The organism is Novosphingobium sp. BL-S-34 (assembly GCF_056857015.1).
The window spans coordinates 1,573,340-1,591,961 of the sequence record NZ_CM166473.1; the positions used below are offsets into that span (position 1 = coordinate 1,573,340).

At 68.2% G+C, this 18,622-nt stretch carries 14 protein-coding genes; all 14 read left to right on the plus strand.

The features are described 5' to 3' along the window. The first annotated feature begins 1 nt into the window (after position 1). Positions 2–1,075: a TRAP transporter substrate-binding protein DctP gene (gene dctP, locus AC1VV3_RS20805; protein WP_482962355.1), complete on the plus strand. Its 1,074-nt coding sequence runs from the start codon at positions 2–4 to the stop codon at positions 1,073–1,075. After that, positions 1,072–2,310, plus strand: coding sequence for a CaiB/BaiF CoA transferase family protein (locus AC1VV3_RS20810; protein ID WP_134093533.1), 1,239 nt, complete (start codon positions 1,072–1,074; stop codon positions 2,308–2,310). The genes dctP and AC1VV3_RS20810 overlap by 4 nt, the downstream gene beginning before the upstream one ends. A gap of 1 nt (position 2,311) precedes the next feature. Continuing rightward, positions 2,312–4,747 (plus strand): 2-hydroxyacyl-CoA dehydratase, encoded by a 2,436-nt coding sequence (locus AC1VV3_RS20815; protein WP_431568193.1) that lies wholly within the window; start codon positions 2,312–2,314, stop codon positions 4,745–4,747. Beyond that, positions 4,744–5,925, plus strand: coding sequence for a CaiB/BaiF CoA transferase family protein (locus AC1VV3_RS20820; RefSeq protein ID WP_431568194.1), 1,182 nt, complete (start codon positions 4,744–4,746; stop codon positions 5,923–5,925). The genes AC1VV3_RS20815 and AC1VV3_RS20820 overlap by 4 nt, the downstream gene beginning before the upstream one ends. After that, positions 5,922–7,106: a CaiB/BaiF CoA transferase family protein gene (locus AC1VV3_RS20825; RefSeq protein WP_482962356.1), complete on the plus strand. Its 1,185-nt coding sequence runs from the start codon at positions 5,922–5,924 to the stop codon at positions 7,104–7,106. Before AC1VV3_RS20820 ends, AC1VV3_RS20825 begins: the two co-directional genes overlap by 4 nt. Beyond that, positions 7,103–8,242, plus strand: coding sequence for a CapA family protein (locus tag AC1VV3_RS20830; protein ID WP_482962357.1), 1,140 nt, complete (start codon positions 7,103–7,105; stop codon positions 8,240–8,242). Before AC1VV3_RS20825 ends, AC1VV3_RS20830 begins: the two co-directional genes overlap by 4 nt. 100 nt (positions 8,243–8,342) lie before the next feature. Beyond that, positions 8,343–8,912, plus strand: a complete 570-nt coding sequence (locus AC1VV3_RS20835) for an RNA polymerase sigma factor (protein ID WP_482962358.1) — start codon at positions 8,343–8,345, stop codon at positions 8,910–8,912. 94 nt (positions 8,913–9,006) lie between these two features. Then, on the plus strand, positions 9,007–9,972 hold the full coding sequence (locus tag AC1VV3_RS20840; protein WP_482962359.1) for a FecR family protein: 966 nt from the start codon (positions 9,007–9,009) through the stop codon (positions 9,970–9,972). A gap of 94 nt (positions 9,973–10,066) precedes the next feature. Beyond that, positions 10,067–12,748 (plus strand): TonB-dependent receptor domain-containing protein, encoded by a 2,682-nt coding sequence (locus tag AC1VV3_RS20845; protein WP_314469028.1) that lies wholly within the window; start codon positions 10,067–10,069, stop codon positions 12,746–12,748. Positions 12,749–12,765: 17 nt separating this feature from the next. Continuing rightward, complete coding sequence (locus AC1VV3_RS20850; RefSeq protein WP_482962360.1) at positions 12,766–14,100, plus strand: aminotransferase class V-fold PLP-dependent enzyme; 1,335 nt, start codon at positions 12,766–12,768, stop codon at positions 14,098–14,100. Positions 14,101–14,554: 454 nt separating this feature from the next. Beyond that, positions 14,555–15,226: a hydrolase gene (locus tag AC1VV3_RS20855; RefSeq protein ID WP_132267289.1), complete on the plus strand. Its 672-nt coding sequence runs from the start codon at positions 14,555–14,557 to the stop codon at positions 15,224–15,226. 117 nt (positions 15,227–15,343) lie between these two features. Continuing rightward, a complete protein-coding gene (locus AC1VV3_RS20860; RefSeq protein WP_134093527.1) occupies positions 15,344–16,180 on the plus strand; it encodes an alpha/beta fold hydrolase in 837 nt (278 codons plus the stop codon). A 144-nt stretch (positions 16,181–16,324) separates the two neighbouring features. Next, positions 16,325–16,597, plus strand: coding sequence for a DUF1427 family protein (locus tag AC1VV3_RS20865; RefSeq protein WP_132267293.1), 273 nt, complete (start codon positions 16,325–16,327; stop codon positions 16,595–16,597). Between the two features lie 89 nt (positions 16,598–16,686). Further along, positions 16,687–18,534, plus strand: a complete 1,848-nt coding sequence (locus tag AC1VV3_RS20870) for an amidohydrolase (RefSeq protein ID WP_482962361.1) — start codon at positions 16,687–16,689, stop codon at positions 18,532–18,534. Positions 18,535–18,622 lie beyond the last annotated feature (88 nt).

Consider the following 18,622-nt stretch of genomic DNA (forward strand, 5'->3'; position numbering starts at 1 on the left):
GATGCGTCCAAAGTTCCTTTTCGCCGCCGCGGCCCTGGCGCTTTCCGGCTCTCTCGCCGGCTGCAGTGCGGCGCCGGCTCCGCAGGGCCAGGCGCAGGCCGAATATACGCTGACATATGCCAGCCCCTATCCGCCCAGCCATCCTTTCAGCCGGGCCGACCAGGAATGGATGGCCCAGGTCGAGAAGGCCAGCCAGGGCCGGCTCGCCTTCCGGCCCTACTGGTCCGGCGCGCTGCTCTCCAGCGACATGAGCATGGAGGAGATCCGCCACGGCGTTGCCGACATCGGCCTGATAACGCCGATCTACGCCAAGGGCGGCGCGCATCTGCTGCGGGTCCAGTCGGGCTTCTACGGCGGCGTGCGCGACATCGGCGAGCAGATCGCGGTCTACGATTGCTTGGCCGCCCGCTTCCCCGGTTTCGGCAGGGAATTGCACGGCCTCCACGTCCTGGCGGTGCAAGGCGGCAACTTCCCCGGCGTGCTCACCCGGACGCGGCCGATCCGTCACCTCGAAGACTTCCGGGGCCTGCGCCTGCGCGCCCAGAGCGACGCGGTGGACGTGCTCAAGCAACTGGGCGCCGATCCCGTCAACATGCCTATGAGCGAGGTCTATTCGGCACTGGCCAAGGGGGTGATCGACGGTGTCGTCGCCCCGGCCGACACGATCAAGAGCCTGCACTTCTCGGAAGTGGCCAAGCACTTCACCTCGATCCGCTTCAGCCGCGGCGCCTATCCGGCCCGCGCCGTGTCCGACCAGGCCTGGCGCCGCCTGCCGCCCGACTTGCAGCGTTTGCTGGTCGCTTCGCGCAAGGACTGGGAAACCGCGCTCAACCGCGAACTGATCGCGGCCGAAGCGGCCGGCATCGCCTTCGGCAAGACTGACGGCGTCGATTTCTCTCCCCTCCCCGCCGGCGAGCAAGCGCGCTTCGACCGGCTCTACAACGCCGACGCCTTCGGTCAGGCCCAACGCCTGTCGCAAGTCGGCATCGACGGCGTGCCCGTGTTCCGGGCCGCCCAGCAACTCATCACCACCGGCACCGCCCATCAATGCGCGCCGACGGAGGACCGCCCATGACCACTACCGAACGTCCGCTTGAGGGCCTGCGCGTCATCGACCTTACCCGCGCCCTGGCCGGCCCCTATGCCACGCTCCTGCTGGCCGGCCTCGGCGCCGAAGTCATCAAGATCGAGGACCCGCGCGGCGGCGACCTGGCCCGCGAGAACAGCCCTTACGTGGGCCGCGACGGCATCGTCGTGGAACGCCGGCACGAGGACGATGTCTCCGTGTCCCACCTCACCCGCGCCCGCGGCAAATACGGCGTCGCGCTGGATTTCAAGAAGCCCGGCTCGCAGGAGGTCTTCCGCGACCTCGTGCGCTCGGCCGACATCGTCGTCGAGAACTTCACCGCCGGCACCGCCGACCGCCTGGGCATCGGCTATGAAGTGGCGCGCGCCGAGAACCCCGGCGTCATCTATTGCTCGCTGAGCGGCTTCGGCGCCACGGCGGCGGACGGCAAGGCGATGGACATCATCATCCAGGCCCTGTCCGGCGCGATGTTCGCCAGCGGCGGGCATGACGAGCCGCCCGTGCGCATCGGCATTCCCATTGCCGACATGCTCGCCCCCGTCTTCGCGGTGATCGGCATTCTTTCCGCGCTGGAGCAGCGCCACCGCACCGGCACCGGCCAGCACATCGACGTATCCATGCTGGGCGCCCTCACCAGCTTCGTCGCAATCGAGAACTGGTCGGCCATGGCCGCGGCGGGCATGCAGGCCCGCACCGGACTCACCGTACAGCGGCTCTCGCCCTTCGGCGTCTTCGAATGCGCGGATGGCTATGTCGCCGTGGTCGCCGTGCATGAAAAGCTGGCGCAAGGCCTGTTCCGCGCCATGGGCGAGCCGGCGCTCTCGGCCGACCCGCGCTTTGCCAACCGGGATTCGCGCGTTGCCAATGCCGCGGTGCTGGAAGCCCGCATCAACGCCTGGTCGCGCAGCCTGCCGACGGCCGAAGTCGTCGCCCTGCTCGAAGCCGAAGGCGTGCCCGTGGCGCCGGTGCGCCACCCGGAAGACGCCCTGGTCGATCCGCGCGTGGTCGCCCGCGCAGAGACGATGGAAGTCCATCACCCCAGCTACGACACGCATATCGACTTGCGCACCGCGGGTATTCCCATCGTCTTTTCGGGCGCGCGCACCGGCTTCGACGATGTGCTTCCCGTGCGCGTCGGCGAACATGCGGAGACGATCCTGACCGGCCATCTCGGCTACTCGGCGGAAAAGATCGCCGATCTGCGCGCCGCCGGAGTTATCTGAGGTGTCGGCCAGCAGCGCTCTCGACACGATCGCCGCCGCCTATCGCGACGCGGAAGGTGTGGCAGCCCGCCTGCGCGCGGAAGGGCGCGCCGTGCTTCGCGTGATCGGCAGCGATGCGCCCCTGCCGCTCCTGCGCGCGGCGGGTTTCGCGCCCGTTCGCATGGCGCCGCGTCCGGAGATGGCAACGCCGAGCGCCGATGCCCTGCTCGGCCCATCGACCGGCCGCCGCCGCGCGCATCACCTGGTGGAACTGCTGCTGGACCCTGCCATGACCGACCCGGTGCTGTTCACCCGCGCCGATGCCGAGCAGGCCCAAGTCTTCTCCGCCATCCGCGAGAACGCGCGCCTGCAAGGGCTGGGACTGGGCGTGCCGGGGCCGCGCAAGGCGACGCTGCTGGATCTGCTGCACATCGATCGCCCCTCCAGCCGCCGCTACAACGAGGCGCGCCTCGCACAATTGCGCGAATGGCTGACGGCCGAAGGCGGCCGCGCCTTCACCGAAGAGGACCTTGCGCGCGAGGCCGACACGGCCGACGCCGTGAACGCCCTCCTGCGCGATCTCGACGCGCTGCGGCCGCGCTTCTCCGGTACGCAGATGCTGCAATGCCTGGGCGCCGCCGCCATTCTCCCGCCGGAGGAACTGCTGCCCCTGCTGCGCGCCCTGCACGACGAAAGCGCCTCCCTTCCGGAAGCGACCGGCCGGCCCGTGCTCCTCGCCGGCTCGCCCCAGGAGACGGACCTGCATTACGCAGCAATCGAAGCCGAGGGCCTGCGCATCGTCGGAGAGGTGCAGGACTGGGGCATGACGCGCGCCGCCCGCCCCGCCCCGCGCACGATGGCCGAGTGGGCCGACCCCGCTTACGCCGTACCGGTCGCCGCCGCCCAGAGCGCCGCTCTGGCGCAGCAGGCGCTCGAAATGGCCGGCCGCCGCGGTATCGAACGCATCCTGCACCTGACCGTGGACGGCGACGAAGCCGCCCCCTGGACCCTGGCCGCGCTCCGCAGCGCGCTGCCTTCGCATGAGATCCTCGCGCTCCAGAGCGCTCTGGGCGACACCGGCAAACTGGCCCTGTCCCTGCGCGGGGAAGAACCGCCGCGCCCTGCCGCTCCCAAGCCGCAAACGGCGCCATCGACACCGCGCCTGCGCAGCCGCAAGGTCCTGCAGGCATCCGCTTCCTCGGGCGACTATCAGCGCGCGTGGTTCGCCTCCGTGCGCGAGCAGGTCGCGCAAGGCTCGCCCTTCGCGGTGGTCAACGCCAATGCCCCGCAGGAAATCCTGCGCGCGCTGGGCGTGCCGTTCGCGGTCAACCAATGGTGGGCCTCGATCGTCGCCGCCAAGCAGCAGAGCGGGCGCTATCGCCGCCTCCTGCGCGGCCGCAACTACCCTACCGACGCCGAAGCCTACAGCGCCCAGGGCCTCGCCGCCGCGCTGGACCATGACGCCGAACAGGCGCCCTGGGGCGGGCTGCCGCGACCGGACTTCGTGCAGGCCATCGCTTCGAGCGACGCCACGCCCGGCATCTTCGAGGCATGGGCCGGGGAAAGCGGCGCCGCCCCCTACCTCTACGAGCGCACGGTGGACCCGCGGTGGGAGATCGAAACCCGCTGGTGGGACGCCCTGCCGCACCGCTGGGACGAAGTGCTGGAGCCGGCGCGGCTCGATCTTCTGGTGAGCGAACTGCGCGACGTGATCGCTGCCGTGGAGAAGCGCACCGGCCATCCTTTCGACGAGGCCCGCTTCGTCGAGGTGATGAACCTCGTCAACGAGCAGGAAGAATATTACCGCAAGACGCGCGACCTGATCGCCCGCACCGTGCCCGCTCCCATCGGCCTCGTCGATTCCATGCCGGCGACGATGGTGCCGCAGTGGCATCGCGGCACCGAATGGGCGCGCGATGCCGCCAGGGCGCTTTACGAGGAAGTCGCCGCGCGCGCCGCCGAGGGCCTTGGCGCGGTCGCCGAAGAGAAGGTTCGCCTCATGTGGGTCGGCCGGGGCCTCTGGAGCAATACCGCGTTCTATCAGAAGTGGGAGGACAGCCACGGGGCGGTCTTCGTCTGGTCCATGTACCTCTCGCTGGCGGCGGACGGCTATATCCGCAGCTTCGATGCGGACGGAACCGGTGGGCGCGATCCCCTGCGCGCGCTGGCCGCCCGTTTCCTCACGATGGGAGACGAACTGCGCATGCCGAGCTGGGCCGCGCCCTGGCATGTCCACGAGGCCGAGACCCACGGCGTCCACGGGGCCGTGGCCCTGAGCGACGCCGATCCCTTCGTGCTGCGCGCCCTTGCCGCCGCCGGGATCCCGGTGCTGGAACTGGGCGTGGACAACTATGCGCTGGACCGCGCGGACGGCGCGGACCTCGAAGCCCGCATCGCCGCTTTCATCGAAGGCCCCTGCATGCAGATGGCCGAAGCCCGCCGAAAGGCAGTGGCATGACGGCGCTTGGCGGGCTGACGGTCCTGGACTTCTCGCGCTTCCTGCCCGGCGCCTATTTCGGCTGGCTGGCGGGCGACATGGGGGCGGACGTCATCCGCATCGAGCACCCCCGCGAACTGGCCAAGGCGAAGACGATGTTCGGCACAGGTGCGGACGAGGACGCGGAGACCCTGCGCCGCGCCCGGCCGACTTATACCCGCAACAAGCGCTCGCTGCTGCTCAACCCCGGCCATCCCGAGGCCGCGCCGGTCATCCATGCCCTGGTCGAGCGGGCGGATGTGCTGCTGGAGGACTATCGCCCCGGCGTGATGGCGGCGATGGGCCTCGGCTACGAGGCGCTGGCGGCGATCAACCCGCGCCTGGTCTACTGCTCGGTGTCCTTCGCCGGGCAGACCGGACCGTTGGCAGGCCGGGCCGGGCACGATCCCGCCGCCCTGGCACTCGCCGGTGCGCTGTCCCGCCTCAACGGCACGCCCGTGCCCACTTTGCCGGGCGCACAAGTCGCCGATGTGCTGGCGGGCGCCCATGCCGCCATCGCCGTGCTCACCGCGCTCCAGGCCCGCCATGCCAGCGGCAAGGGCCAGCATGTCGACGTGGCCATGACCGAAGCCGCCATGCCGCTGCTGATGGTCGCGCTCGGCCGCGCCGAGGACCCCGCCGCCATCGGCTTTCCCACCGGCGCCTGGCATCCCAAGGGCGGCGTCTGGCTCTGCGGCGACGGTGAGTGGCTCTGCACCACCGACATGGAGCCGCGCTACTGGGCGCGCTTCTGCGAGGCCGTGGGCCGCCCGCACTATGCGGCGCGCCAGTTCGACACCGCCGCCCATCCGGCCATGCAGGAAGACCTTGCCGCCCTGTTCGCCGCGCAGCCCCGCGCGCACTGGCTCGGCCTGCTGGAAGCGGCCGACACCCAGGCCATGCCCGTGCTCACCCCGGGGGAAGCGCTGCGCCACCCCCACGCCGAAGCGCGCGGCATGCATGTGACCCTGCCCACGCCGGCCGGCACGGTCGAGCAGATCGGTACGCCCTTCCACCTCTCCGGTCATCCACCCGTCGCACACCGCCCCGCGCCCCTGCCGGGCGCGGACAATGCCGCGATCCTCGCCGAACTCGGCTTCGATGCCGCGGCGCTGGAGGCGACCGGCCTGTTTTCGAGCGGCGCGGGAGCCAGCCGATGAACGCGCTCGACGGCATCAGGGTGGTCGACCTCACGCACGCCATATCCGGTCCGACCTGCACCAATGCGCTGGTCCAGATGGGCGCCGAGGTCGTGAAAGTGGAGCCGCCGCATGTGGGCGACGGCTTCCGCCACTATACAGAGCATGCGGGCGAGCCGCTGCTCAGCGTTCCCTTCGCCTCGATCAACGCCGGCAAGCGCTCGGTCGCGCTGGACCTCAAGACCGATGGCGCCCGGGCCGCCTTGTGGAAGCTGGTGGAGCAGGCCGACTTCCTGGTCGAGAACTACCGCCCCGGCGTGCTGGCGCGGCTCGGCTTCCCGGTCGAAGAACTGCGCCGCCGCAATCCGCGCCTCATCGTGATCTCGATCACCGGCTTCGGCCAGAGCGGCCCGCTGGCCCAGTGGGGCGCTTACGACCATATCGCGCAGGCCATTTCCGGCATTGCCGCGCTGGGTGCCGTGGACGGTGAACCGCGCAAGATCGGCCTGCCGATCATCGACAGTTTCACCGGTTATATCGCCGTGATCGCCGCCCTGGCCGCCCTGCGCCGCCGCGACGCCACCGGCGAGGGCGAACATGTCGACGTGGCCATGCTCGACGCGGCGCTCAAGCTGGCGAGCCAAACCGTATCGGTGCACAGCTATACCGGGCAGACGCCCGGCGGCACCGGCAACCGGGGCTTTCGCATGGTGCCCACGTCCGAGTTCTATCCCACCGCCGATGGCTGGATCGCGCTCGGCGCCAACAACCAGGCCCAGGTCGAGGCGCTGCTGCGGGTGCTGGGCGAAGAAGCCATGCTTGCCGACTCGCGCATGGCCGACCACGCCGCGCGCGTGGCGAATTACGATTTCGTGCGGAACTGGCTGGAGCAGGCACTTTCCCGCTGGGGCGCCGAAGACCTCGAAGCGCGCCTCACCGCCGCGAAAGTGCCCGCGGCGATGATCCGCGAGGTCGGCCAGATCGTGCAGCATCCGCACATCGCCCAGCGCGGCTCGCTGCAGGCGGTGGACCTGCCCGGGCACGACCGGCCGCTGGCGACGATGGGGCCGGGCTTCGCCACCGATCCGCTCGCCGCGCGGCGCGTGCCGGTGCTCGGCGCCGACGGGGAGGCCGTGCTGGCCGAACTGGGGTACGACGCGGCCGCCATCGCCGCCTTGCGCCAGGAAGGAGCACTGGCATGAGCCGCCCGATCGATCTCCTGTTCCTCGGCGACATCATCCTCGACGTTCCCGATCCCGACCTCTGGCTTTCGGGCATCGCCGAAGTGACCCGCGCGGCCGACCTGGTCATCGGCCATCTCGAAGTCCCGCACACCCTGCGCGGCGAGGAGTTGGAAGGCGACGTTCCCGCCCCTGGCGCCGAACCCGCGCATCTGGCGGCGCTGGAGCGCGCCAACATCGGCATGCTCTCGATGGCGGGCAATCATATCGCGGATTGCGGCGCGATCGGCATTGCCGACACCATCGCCGAACTCGATCGCCTCGGCATCGCCCATGCCGGTGCCGACGCGAACCTCGCCCTCGCCCGCAGGCCTGCCGTCGTCGCGCGCGAGGGGCGGCGGATCGCGCTGCTCAGCTATAACTGCGTCGGCCCGGAAATCAGCTGGGCCACCGAGAGCCGGGCGGGCAGCGCCTATGTCAACGTCCTCGCCGCCAACGGCGGCCCCTCGCGCCCGCAGGCCGAACTCGTCGCCGCCGATCCCGGGTCAGTGGCGCAGATGCAGGCGGACATCGCGGCGGCAAGGCTTGAAGCGGACGTCCTCGTGGTCGCTCTCCACAAGGGCATCACTCACCGCCCCGCCGCGCTCGCACCTTACGAGCGCCCGCTGGCCCATGCCGCCATCGAGGCGGGCGCCGACATCGTGGTCGGCCATCATGCCCACATCGCGCGCGGCATCGAGTTCCATCGCGGCCGGCCGATCTTCCACGGCCTTGGCAACGGCTGCGTCGTCACGCATGCACTCACCCCGGCGCAGGACCATCCGGCCCGCGCGGAATGGGCGGAGCGGCGCAAGAAGATGTTCGGGTTCGAACCCGATCCGGCCTATCCGCTGGCCCCGTTCCATCCCGAGGCGGTCAACGGGTTGATCGGGCGCTGCCGCATCCATGCCGGCGGCAGGGTGGAGACCGGCTTTCTCCCCATTTGGTTCGCGCCGCCGGGCCGCCCGGTCGTTCCGGAGGGTGCCCGAAAGGACGCCGTTGCGGCCTATATCGATCGGATCGGCCTTGCGGCGGGGCTGCCGCCGCTCGAAATCCTGGAAGAGAACGGCTGGATCCACCTCGGCTCACGCGCGTCTGACGCGGCACCAGCGCTGTAGATCGCGGCGGGGCTGGCACGGCAGCACCGTATACCGTCATCGATTTGACACCGGCGAGAAATAGGAGGGCGGCCACCTCATCACCTCAAGCTGGTTTCCCGTGCCCGTCATCCGCCCGATCGATATCTGGTTTGCAGACGAAGTCTTTCCCCACGAAGACCGTTTCCTCGCCGCTGCCCTGCGCATTTCGGGCTCGCGCGAGGAAGCTGAGGACCTCGTGCAGGAAGCCTTCACCCGTCTGTTCACGCTGGAAGGCTGGGCCGCGATCGACAACCCGCGCGCCTATGTCGTGCGCATGCTGCGCCATATCGCCATCGAACGCCTGCGGCGCCAGCGCATCGTCGATTTCCGCCAGCTTGCCGATGCCGACCATCTCACCCTGGCCGACGAGACGCCCGACCAGCACCGGATCGCGGCCGGAAGGGAAGGCCTGCACCGCGTCTCCGACCTGATCGCCAGCCTGCCCGAGCGCTGCCGCACCGTCTTCGTCCGCCGCAGGATCGAGGGCGAATCCTCGAAAGCCATCGCGCAGGACCTGGGCATCAGCCTCTCGACTTACGAGAAGCGACTGGCCCGCGCCATCGAACTGCTTTCCCGCGCCCACCTCGGCGGCGAGACCGAGGCGGCCGGCGACGGTGCCGAGACCTGCGACGCGCAAGGCAAGCGCTGAAGCGAAACCCGAAAAAAAGATCGGAGCGGCTTGGCGGGTTTGACTTCGCCGTTCGTCTGCTATTCCGACCTTCGAAATTACCGCATCCGGAAAAATGAGCATCTTCAACGATCAACGGCATAGACGCCGCAAGGCAACCCGCGAAGCGGCGGGCTGGCTCGCGCGCCACGAAGCCGGCACGATCGACGAAGCGCGCTTCGAGGCGTGGCGCGCCGCACATCCCGGAAACGCCATAGCCTTTGCCCGCGCCCTGTCGGTATGGCGCGCTGCCGAGACGCCCTCTTCCTCCCTGCCGCAGGCGCAGCCTCTCCCGGCCGCCGGCCTCTCCCGTCGCCGCGCCCTGGGCGCCTTCGGCGGCATGGGACTGGTCGGCCTGCTCGCGGCAGGCGGCGTCGCCACGCGCGCTTATGCCTGGGACAGCGCCCGCTCCGGTATCGGGGAATGCCGGCGCCTGATCCTGCCAGACGGCAGCCGCGCCATGCTGAATACCGACAGCCTCCTGCAATGGCGCTTTTCCGACACCGAGCGCAGCCTCTGGATCGCCCGCGGCGAAGTGGCGCTGGAACTGCTTCCCGGCATTCCCGCCCGCGTCCATGGCCAGGGCCTGACCGCCGCGCTCTCCACCGGCCGCTTCAACGTGCGGCTCCAGACCGGCGCGATGGACGTGACGGTGCTGACCGGCCGCGCCGCCGCCTCCACCTCCGCTCCCTCCAGCGCCATCGGGAGCCCGCGCCCCGCAGAGGTCGCCGCACCGAACGAAGGGCTGCTGCTCTCCGCAGCTGATCCCTCGGTCCGCCCGGCCAGCCCCCAGCACATGGCCGCGACGGTCGCCTGGCAGCAGGGCGAGATCGTGTTCGACAACGAGCCGCTGCAAACCGCGGTGCAGGAATACAACCGCTACCTGCCCGGCAAGATCGTGATCGCCGATCCGGACCTCACCGGCATTCCCGTGGGCGGCCGCTTCACCTCCACCGATCCGGCGGCTTTCCTCTCGGCGCTGGAGCTGGGGCTGGATATCCGCGCGACACCGCATGAAGGCGGCTTCATCCTGACCCGCTGAAAATTTTTTAACCGGCCCTTGGCGGTTCCGACAGGCCGGATCGTCTGGAAGGGCAGAGGCGCAGATCGGCGCCTTTCAAAAGGGTCGTTCATCCATGTCCGCACGGTTTCGCCGCGCGCCGCTTTTCGCGGCGTTGCTTGCCACGTCTGCTGTCTGCGCCACGTCTGCCGTCTTCGCCGCGCCTGCCATGGCCGCCGAGGCCCATGCCTTCGCCATTCCCGCGCAGCCGCTCTCCAGCGCGCTGACGCAGTTCGCCCGCCAGGCGCAAGTCCAGATCTTCTTCCCCAGCGCCACCATCGGTACGCTGCGCGCTCCGGCGCTGAGCGGCCACATGACGCGCCAGGTCGCCCTGGGCCGCCTGATCGCCGGAACCGGTCTCGCCGTAAAGAAGGATGACGGCAAGACCGTGGTCCTCGGCCTGCAAGAAGACCGCTCGGAGCCCGCGCCGCGCGGCGGCCGGGCCGCCACGCCCACCGATGACGCGGGCAGCGACATCATCGTCACCGGCACCCGTGCGCAGGCGCAGACCGTGTTCACCGCGCTGTCGCCGGTGGACACGCTGTCCGAAAAGCAGGTGAAATCCACGGTCACCGCGCGCCTGGACGAGAAGCTGACGCAGCTTGTGCCGGCCTTCATCGTCCAGAAGCTGCCCGCTTCGGACGGCCCGGAATTCATCCGCCCGGCCTCGCTCAACAACCTCTCGCCCGACATGACCCTGGTGATGGTCAACGGCAAGCGCTTCCACCGCTCGTCATTCCTCAACAGCGGCGCCCAGGCGACCGACCTGGCGCAGATCCCCTCGTTCGCGATCGGCCATGTCGAAGTGCTGCGCGACGGCGCCTCGGCGCAATATGGCTCCGACGCGATCGCCGGCGTCATCAACGTGATGTTCGACACCAAGCCCGGCTTCTCGGCCTATGCGCAAGGGTCGCAATACTACAAGGGCGACGGCGAGCAGGTGCAGCTAGGCGGGCGCGCGGGCTTTGCCCTTCCCGGCGGCGGCCACTTCGTGGTGACGGGCGAATTCGCGGACACCAACCCCACCTCGCGCAGCCAGCAGCGCCAGGACGCCATCGACTTCTCGAACGCCACCGGCATCGCCGTGAAGGACCCGGTCCAGCGCTGGGGCAACCCGCAGCTCCAGACCATCAAGTTCGCGGTCGATGCCGCCGAACCCATCGGCGACGACGTGGAAGTCTACGGCTTCGGCACGTTCGGCAAGGGCAAGGGCTGGTCCGACATCAACTGGCGCAACCCGGCGACCACCACCTCGGTCTACAACCAGACGGCCGCCTTCCCCGGCTTCGACGTCAACGACATCTATCCCGCCGGTTTCGCACCCAGCGAAGGCGTGCGCTATACCGACTTCCAGACGGTGGGCGGCATTCGCGGCGGCCAGTCGGGCGATTTCCGCTGGGACCTCTCGGGCTCGTTCGGCCAGAACGCCACCGCGTTCTACCTGCACAACTCGATCAATGCCTCGCTCGGCCCGGACAGCCCGCTGAACTTCTACCTCGGCCGCAACATCCAGCGCGAGTTCAACCTCAACGCCGACGGCGTCTATAACCTGTCGCTGCCCATCTTCGCCAAGCCGGTGACCGTGGCCTTCGGCGCCGAACGCCGCGTGGAAACCTACCGGATCCGCGCCGGGGACGAGGCCTCCTATGCCGTGGGCGAAGGCGCGGCCTACGGCCTGGCCGCCGGGTCGAACGGCTTCCCGGGCTTCTCCGATCTTCAGGCCGGCTCGTGGAGCCAGACCAGCTATGCCGGTTATCTCGACGTGACGGTCCCCGTCACCGAGGCCTGGAGCGTGGAAGCCGCGCTGCGCGACGAGGACTATTCCAGCTTCGGCAACAGCTTCAACTACAAGTTCTCGACTCGCTACGAACTCTCGCCCGCCCTGGCGGTTCGCGGGTCCTATTCCACCGGCTTCAAGGCCCCGACCCCGGCGCAGATCAACTCGACCAGCACCTCGCAGGGCCTCGATACCACCACGCTGCTGCTCTACACGACCGGCCGCCTCTCGCCGCTCAACCCCGTCGCGCAGTATTTCGGCGCCACCGCGCTGGAGCCGGAAACCTCGAAGACGGCCACCGCAGGCTTCGTCTGGCGCACGGGCTTCGGCCTGTCCGGATCGGTGGACGCCTATCAGATCAAGGTCGACAACCGCTTCAGCGTCTCGCCCAGCTATGTCCTGACCGACGCGATCAAGGCCAGCCTCATCGCCCAGGGCATCAGCCAGGCGGCCGACTACCGCACGATCACGTTCTTCACCAACGACTACGATACCCGCACGCGCGGCGTGGACTTCGTGGTTTCGTACAAGCACCCAGTCGGCCCGGGCGTGCTCGATGCCACGGCGTCCTACAGCTACACCCAGACCAAGGTGGTCTCCAGCCAGATCGCCCAGAGCGACACCACCCGCGTGAAGTACGAAAAGGGCCTGCCCGAGCATAATGCCGTGGCCACGCTCAACTACACGCTGGGCAAGGTCTCGCTGATGGGACGCCTTCGCTATTACGGTGGCTGGACGGATTCGAGCGGCAATGCCAGCGGCGACATCTTCCAGGACTTCGGCGGCATCGCCTTCGTCGATGCAGGGGTGACCTACGAATTCCGCCCCGGCCTGTCCATGCGCGTCGGCGCGGAGAACCTGTTCAACAAGTACCCGGAGAAGGCGACGTTCCAGGCCAGCCGCGGCCTCGTCTACTCGCGCAACGCCCCCTACGACACCAACGGCGGCAATTACTACGCCCGCGTCGACGTGTCGTTCTGAGCAGGAGGTCCAAGGCCATGGCTACCGAGATTCATCGCCGCACCCTGATCTCCGGGGCCATGGCTACCGGCCTTCTCTCTCCCCTGTTCGCCGCCCCGGCCGCTTCGGCCGGCGCGAGTGCGGGAACGGCGCCCCTCGGGTCGCAGCTTCGGCGCGCCGTTCCCGCCGATCCTCAAGCCATCGACCCCCAGGACAGTGCCTACTGGGCACAAGTCGCCGCGCAGTTCGATGTCACGAAAGCCATCGTGCAGCTCGAAAACGGCAACTGGGGTTCGATGGCCCGCCCGGTCGAGCAGGCCTATGCCCGCAAGCTGGCCAAAGTGAATGCCGAGAATTCCTACTACGCCCGGCGCGGGTTCTGGCAGGACATCCTGCCCGTCCGCGCCCGCGCCGCGGCCATCCTCGGCGTGGAGCCGGAAGAAATCGCCTTCACCCGCGGCGCCACCGAGGCGCTGCAAACCCTGATCGCCGGCTACAACCGCCTGCGTCCCGGCGACCAGGTGCTCTATTCGGACCTCGACTACGACAGCACCCAGGCCGCGTTCCGCTGGCTCAAGCAGCGCCGCGGCGCCGACCTAGTGACTTTCGCGCTGCCGGAACCCGCCACTCACCAGGGCCTGATCGACGCCTATGCCCGTGCGCTTGAGGCGAACCCCAAAGTGCGCCTGATGCTGCTGACCCATGTAGGCCATCGCAGCGGCCTGGTCATGCCGGTGAAGGAAATCGTTGCCCTTGCCCGCGCGCGCGGGGTCGACGTGATTCTCGATTCCGCCCATGCCTGGGGCCAGCTCGATTTCACGCTCCCCGAACTGGGGGCCGATTTCGTGGGGCTCACCTGCCAGAAATGGATCGGTGCGCCGATGGGCGTGGGGCTGGTCTACATCCGCAAGGACAGGCTGGACGCGATCGATCCCAACATGAGCGAGGTGGGCAATCCCGACCATGGAACGCAGAGCCGCGTCCATACCGGCACGGCCAGTTTCGCGGGCTATCTCGCGCTTGCCGACGCGCTCGACTTCCACGAGGCCATCGGCATCCGCGCCAAGGAGGCACGCCTGCGTTTCCTGCGCGACCGCTGGGCCGAGGCCCTGCGCGGCCATCCCGGCCTGGAGATCCTGACGCCCGCCGATCCGCGCCTGACCAGCGCCCTCACCTCGTTCCGCCTGCGCGGACAGACCAACGTGGCACAGAACAAGGCGCTGGCAGCCACGCTGCTCGATCGCTTCGGCATCTTCACCGTCCACCGCGAAGGCCTTGCCAGCGGCGCCTGCGTGCGCGTGACCCCCGCGATCTTCACGGCGGAGGCCGATATCGACCGCCTCGTCGCCGCGCTGAAGACACTGGCCGGCTGACGACCCGGCCGCGCTCCCATTGCTACCCCGCCGTCCTGCGGGATGACGCCGACGGTGCTGGCGCCCACGACCGGGCAGCGACCCGCGCCGCGATGACCCGCGCGCCTTCGACCAGGCGCCGCCGATAGACCCGCGCGCCGGGCATTACTGCCGCACGCCGTCCTCCCGGCCCCGGTCTTTCGCGCGCGGCGCTTCCTGCCCCGCTGTCCCCGAAAAGCCATGCCCCATCCGGACCGGGCCTCCCCCCGTTCGAGGGCTATACCAACGGTTAATTTCGCTCGGGCCGCGTTTGGGGTCAAATGCTGCTCGCAAGTCGCAACAGCAACACCCGACCTTTCGTACATTTCAATTTAATCGAACTATCGGATCGATTTTATACGTCTTTCTGGAACGGCAAATTCGCTCCAGAACACTCTCACCGGGCCGCGACGGCCAGCAGACAGGAAGACCCGCAATGACCATCACCGCTACGCCGACCGCCACCGCCACCCCCGGCAAGTCGCTGATCTCGCCTGACAATCACGCGCTTGTCCTGATCGATTTCCAGTCACAGATGGCCTTCGCCACCAAGTCGATCTCGGCCGAACTGCTGCGCAACAACGCCGCCCTGATCTCGCGCGGCGCCAAGTCCTTCAATGTCCCGACCATCCTCACCACGGTTGCCGAAAAGAGCTTCTCCGGCCCGATGTTCGAAGAGATCACCGAAGCCTTCGATGGCCAGGAAATGCTCGACCGCACTTCGATGAACACCTGGGAAGACGAAGCCGTGATCTGCGAGATCAACCGCATCGCCAAGCCCCGCATCGTCTTTGCCGGTCTCTGGACCTCGGTCTGCATCGTCGGGCCGGTCGCTTCCGCCATCGACCAGGGCTTCGAGGCCTATGTCATCACCGATGCCTGCGGCGACATTTCCACCGAAGCGCATGAACGCGCGGTGGAGCGCATGATCCAGCTCGGCGCCGTGCCGATGACCTCGCTGCAGTACCTGCTCGAACTGCAGCGCGACTGGGCCCGCACCGAAACCTACGACAGCACCACCGGAATCGCCAAGAAGTGGGGCGGCGCCTACGGTATCGGTATCAACTACGCCAAGACCATGTTCGGCGCATCCGAAGGCGGTCACTGATTTGAAGCTCGGGACCGGCGGCCAGATACCCCCCATCCGGCCCTCACGGACAAGGCTTCCGGTCCCTACCTCCTTTTCCCGCGAAGACTTCACTCTCAACATCGAAGGATCAGCATCATGGGTTACGTAACCACCAAGGACGGCGTCGAAATCTTCTTCAAGGACTGGGGCCCGAAGGACGCCCAGCCCATCGTCTTCCACCACGGCTGGCCGCTCTCGTCTGACGACTGGGACACGCAGATGCTGTTCTTCCTCTCCAAGGGCTTCCGCGTCGTCGCCCATGACCGCCGCGGCCACGGCCGCTCCGAGCAGGTGAGCGAGGGCCACGACATGGCGCACTACGCCGCCGACGCTTCCGCCGTCGCCGAACACCTCGACCTCAGGAACGCCGTGCACATCGGCCACTCCACCGGCGGCGGCGAAGTTGCGGCCTATGTCGCCCGCTACGGCATTCCGCAGGGCCGCGTGGCCAAGGCCGTGCTGGTCAGCGCCGTGCCGCCGATCATGCTCAAGACGGAAGCCTACCCCGGCGGCCTGCCCATGGACGTGTTCGACGGCCTGCGCGCCGGCCTTGCCGCCAACCGCGCCGAGTTCTTCCGCGATGTCGCCGCAGGGCCGTTCTACGGCTTCAACCGCGAAGGCGCGGACGTGAAGCCCGCCGTGATCGACAACTGGTGGCGCCAGGGCATGATGGGCAGCGCCAAGGCCCATTACGAGGGGATCAAGGCCTTCTCGGAAACCGACCAGACCGACGACCTGAAGGCGATCACCGTCCCCACGCTGGTCCTCCACGGCGATGACGACCAGGTCGTCCCCTACAAGAACGCCGGCGTGCTCCAGGCGGAAATCCTGCCGAACGCCACGCTCAAGATCTACGAGGGCTATCCGCACGGCATGCTGACCACCCATGCCGACGTCCTCAACCCCGACCTGCTCGCCTTCGTCCAGGCCTGATAGGAACGTCGCTCTCCATCGTTCGTCATTGCGAGCGTAGCGAAGCAATCCAGGGCGGTTTCCGCCGCTCTGGATTGCCGCGGGCCATAGGCCCTCGCAATGACGACACGGGGAACGGATTGAACGTTCGAGGAACCCAAAGCCATGAAAGCCTACCTTCTCTCGATCGCTGCCGGGCTGCTGGTGGGTGTGGTCTACAGTCTCCTCGGCGTGCGTTCGCCCGCCCCGCCGATGATCGCCCTGCTGGGGCTGCTCGGCATTCTCCTCGGCGAACAGATCGTCCCGCTGGCGAAGAAGATCTGGGCGCACGAGGAAGTCGCCCACTACGTGCAGACAGATTGCCGCAAGCACGTCTTGGGACGCCTGCCGGGGGACAAGTTCCCCTGCCGCACGGCCGACCACAAGGCCGAAGCATGATCACCCGCCGACAGACCATAGCCGGAGCGGCTGCCAGCTCGCTCCTGCCCTCACTATTTTCCCAATCCGCACGTTCCAAGGAAGCCGTCATGTCCGACACGATCATCGTCAACGCCAAGGTCACCACCCTCGACCGCGAAAATCCGCAGGCCGAAGCCGTGGTCATCCGCGACGGCAAGTTCCTGACCGTGGGCAGCGAACAGGAAGCGCGCGAAGCCGCCGCACCCGGCGCCGCGGTGATCGACGCCAAGGGCCGCCGCCTGATCCCCGGCCTGATCGACAGCCACATGCACATCATTCGCGGCGGTCTGAACTTCAACATGGAACTGCGCTGGGACGGCGTGCCCACCCTGGCCGATGCCATGGCCATGCTGAAGAAGCAGGTAGACAACACCCCGGCCCCGCAGTGGGTGCGCGTGGTCGGCGGCTTCACCGAGCACCAGTTCGCCGAAAAGCGCCTGCCGACCATTGCCGAACTTAATGCTGTGGCGCCCGATACGCCGGTGTTCATCCTCCACCTCTACGACCGCGCCCTGCTCAATGCCGCAGCCCTTCGCGTCGTCGGCTATACCAAGGACACCCCGAACCCGCCGGGCGGCGAGATCGTGCGCGACGCCGCCGGCAACCCCACCGGCCTGCTGCTCGCCCAGCCCAACGCCACGATCCTCTATTCCACGCTGGCCAAGGGCCCCAAGCTGCCGCAGGAATACCAGGTCAACTCCACCCGCCACTTCATGCGCGAAGTCAACGCGCTCGGCGTCACCGGCGTGATCGACGCGGGCGGCGGCTTCCAGAACTATCCCGACGATTACGAGATCATCGAAAAGCTCCACGCCGAAGATCAGCTGACCGTCCGCATCAGCTACAACCTCTTCACGCAGAAGCCGAAAGAGGAACTCGCGGACTTCGCGGGCTGGGTGAAGCAGGTCACGCCGGGTCAGGGCGACGATACGTATCGCCACAACGGCGCGGGCGAGATGCTGGTCTATTCCGCTGCCGACTTCGAAGATTTCCGCCAGCCCCGCCCGGACATGGCGCCCAGCATGGAAGGCGATCTCGAACCCGTCATCCGCCTCTTGGCCGAGCACCGCTGGCCCTGGCGCCTCCATGCCACTTATGACGAGACGATCGGCCGCGCGCTCGACGTCTACGAGAAGGTCAACCGCGACATTCCGCTGGAAGGCATCAACTGGTTCTTCGACCATGCCGAGACGATCAGCGACCGCAATATCGACCGCATCGCCGCGCTCGGCGGTGGCATCGCCGTGCAGCACCGCATGGCCTATCAGGGCGAGGATTTCGTCGAGCGCTACGGCGCCAAGGCGGCCGAGCGCACGCCGCCGATCGCCAAGATGATCTCCGCCGGAATCCCCGTGGGCGCGGGCACCGACGCCACCCGCGTCGCCAGCTACAACCCCTGGGTCTCGCTGTCCTGGCTGGTTTCCGGCCGCACCGTGGGCGGTCTACGCCTCTACCCCAATGCCAACCGCGTCAGCCGCGAAAAGGCGCTGGCGATGTGGACGCACGAGAACACCTGGTTCTCGAACGAGATCGGCAAGAAGGGCCAGATCAAGGCCGGTCAGCTTGCCGACCTGGCGCTGCTCTCGGACGACTTCTTCTCCGTGCCCGAGCATGACATCGTCCACATCCGTTCGGTCCTCACCGTGCTCGGCGGCAAAGTGGTCCACGGCGAAGGCGACTATCGCCCGCTCGCCCCGGAACTGCCGCGCCCGATGCCCGACTGGTCGCCGGTCGCGACGTTCGGCGGCTATTACCAGACGCCCGAAGCCAGGCAGAAGCTTGCCTCGGCCTGCGGCTGCGCCAGCAGCTGCGGCGTCCACGGCCATGACCATGCCTCTGCACTGGGCGCCAATGTCCCGGCCGCCGATGTCCAGACGTTCTGGGGCGCGCTCGGCTGCGGTTGCTGGGCCGTCTAGCTTCGATGAGCCCTGCCGCATGCGGCGGGGCTCATCACATTCTATTCCATAATCTCGAACATATCGGACGATATTATTCGGATCGATA

Coding starts and splice junctions, on each gene's coding strand:
- AC1VV3_RS20855 (WP_132267289.1), top strand. CDS start 14,555: ATGACCATCACCGCTACGCCGACCGCCACCGCCACCCCCGGCAAGTCG.
- AC1VV3_RS20865 (WP_132267293.1), top strand. CDS start 16,325: ATGAAAGCCTACCTTCTCTCGATCGCTGCCGGGCTGCTGGTGGGTGTG.
- dctP (WP_482962355.1), top strand. CDS start 2: ATGCGTCCAAAGTTCCTTTTCGCCGCCGCGGCCCTGGCGCTTTCCGGC.
- AC1VV3_RS20825 (WP_482962356.1), top strand. CDS start 5,922: ATGAACGCGCTCGACGGCATCAGGGTGGTCGACCTCACGCACGCCATA.
- AC1VV3_RS20845 (WP_314469028.1), top strand. CDS start 10,067: ATGTCCGCACGGTTTCGCCGCGCGCCGCTTTTCGCGGCGTTGCTTGCC.
- AC1VV3_RS20810 (WP_134093533.1), top strand. CDS start 1,072: ATGACCACTACCGAACGTCCGCTTGAGGGCCTGCGCGTCATCGACCTT.
- AC1VV3_RS20870 (WP_482962361.1), top strand. CDS start 16,687: ATGTCCGACACGATCATCGTCAACGCCAAGGTCACCACCCTCGACCGC.
- AC1VV3_RS20850 (WP_482962360.1), top strand. CDS start 12,766: ATGGCTACCGAGATTCATCGCCGCACCCTGATCTCCGGGGCCATGGCT.
- AC1VV3_RS20840 (WP_482962359.1), top strand. CDS start 9,007: ATGAGCATCTTCAACGATCAACGGCATAGACGCCGCAAGGCAACCCGC.
- AC1VV3_RS20830 (WP_482962357.1), top strand. CDS start 7,103: ATGAGCCGCCCGATCGATCTCCTGTTCCTCGGCGACATCATCCTCGAC.
- AC1VV3_RS20860 (WP_134093527.1), top strand. CDS start 15,344: ATGGGTTACGTAACCACCAAGGACGGCGTCGAAATCTTCTTCAAGGAC.
- AC1VV3_RS20820 (WP_431568194.1), top strand. CDS start 4,744: ATGACGGCGCTTGGCGGGCTGACGGTCCTGGACTTCTCGCGCTTCCTG.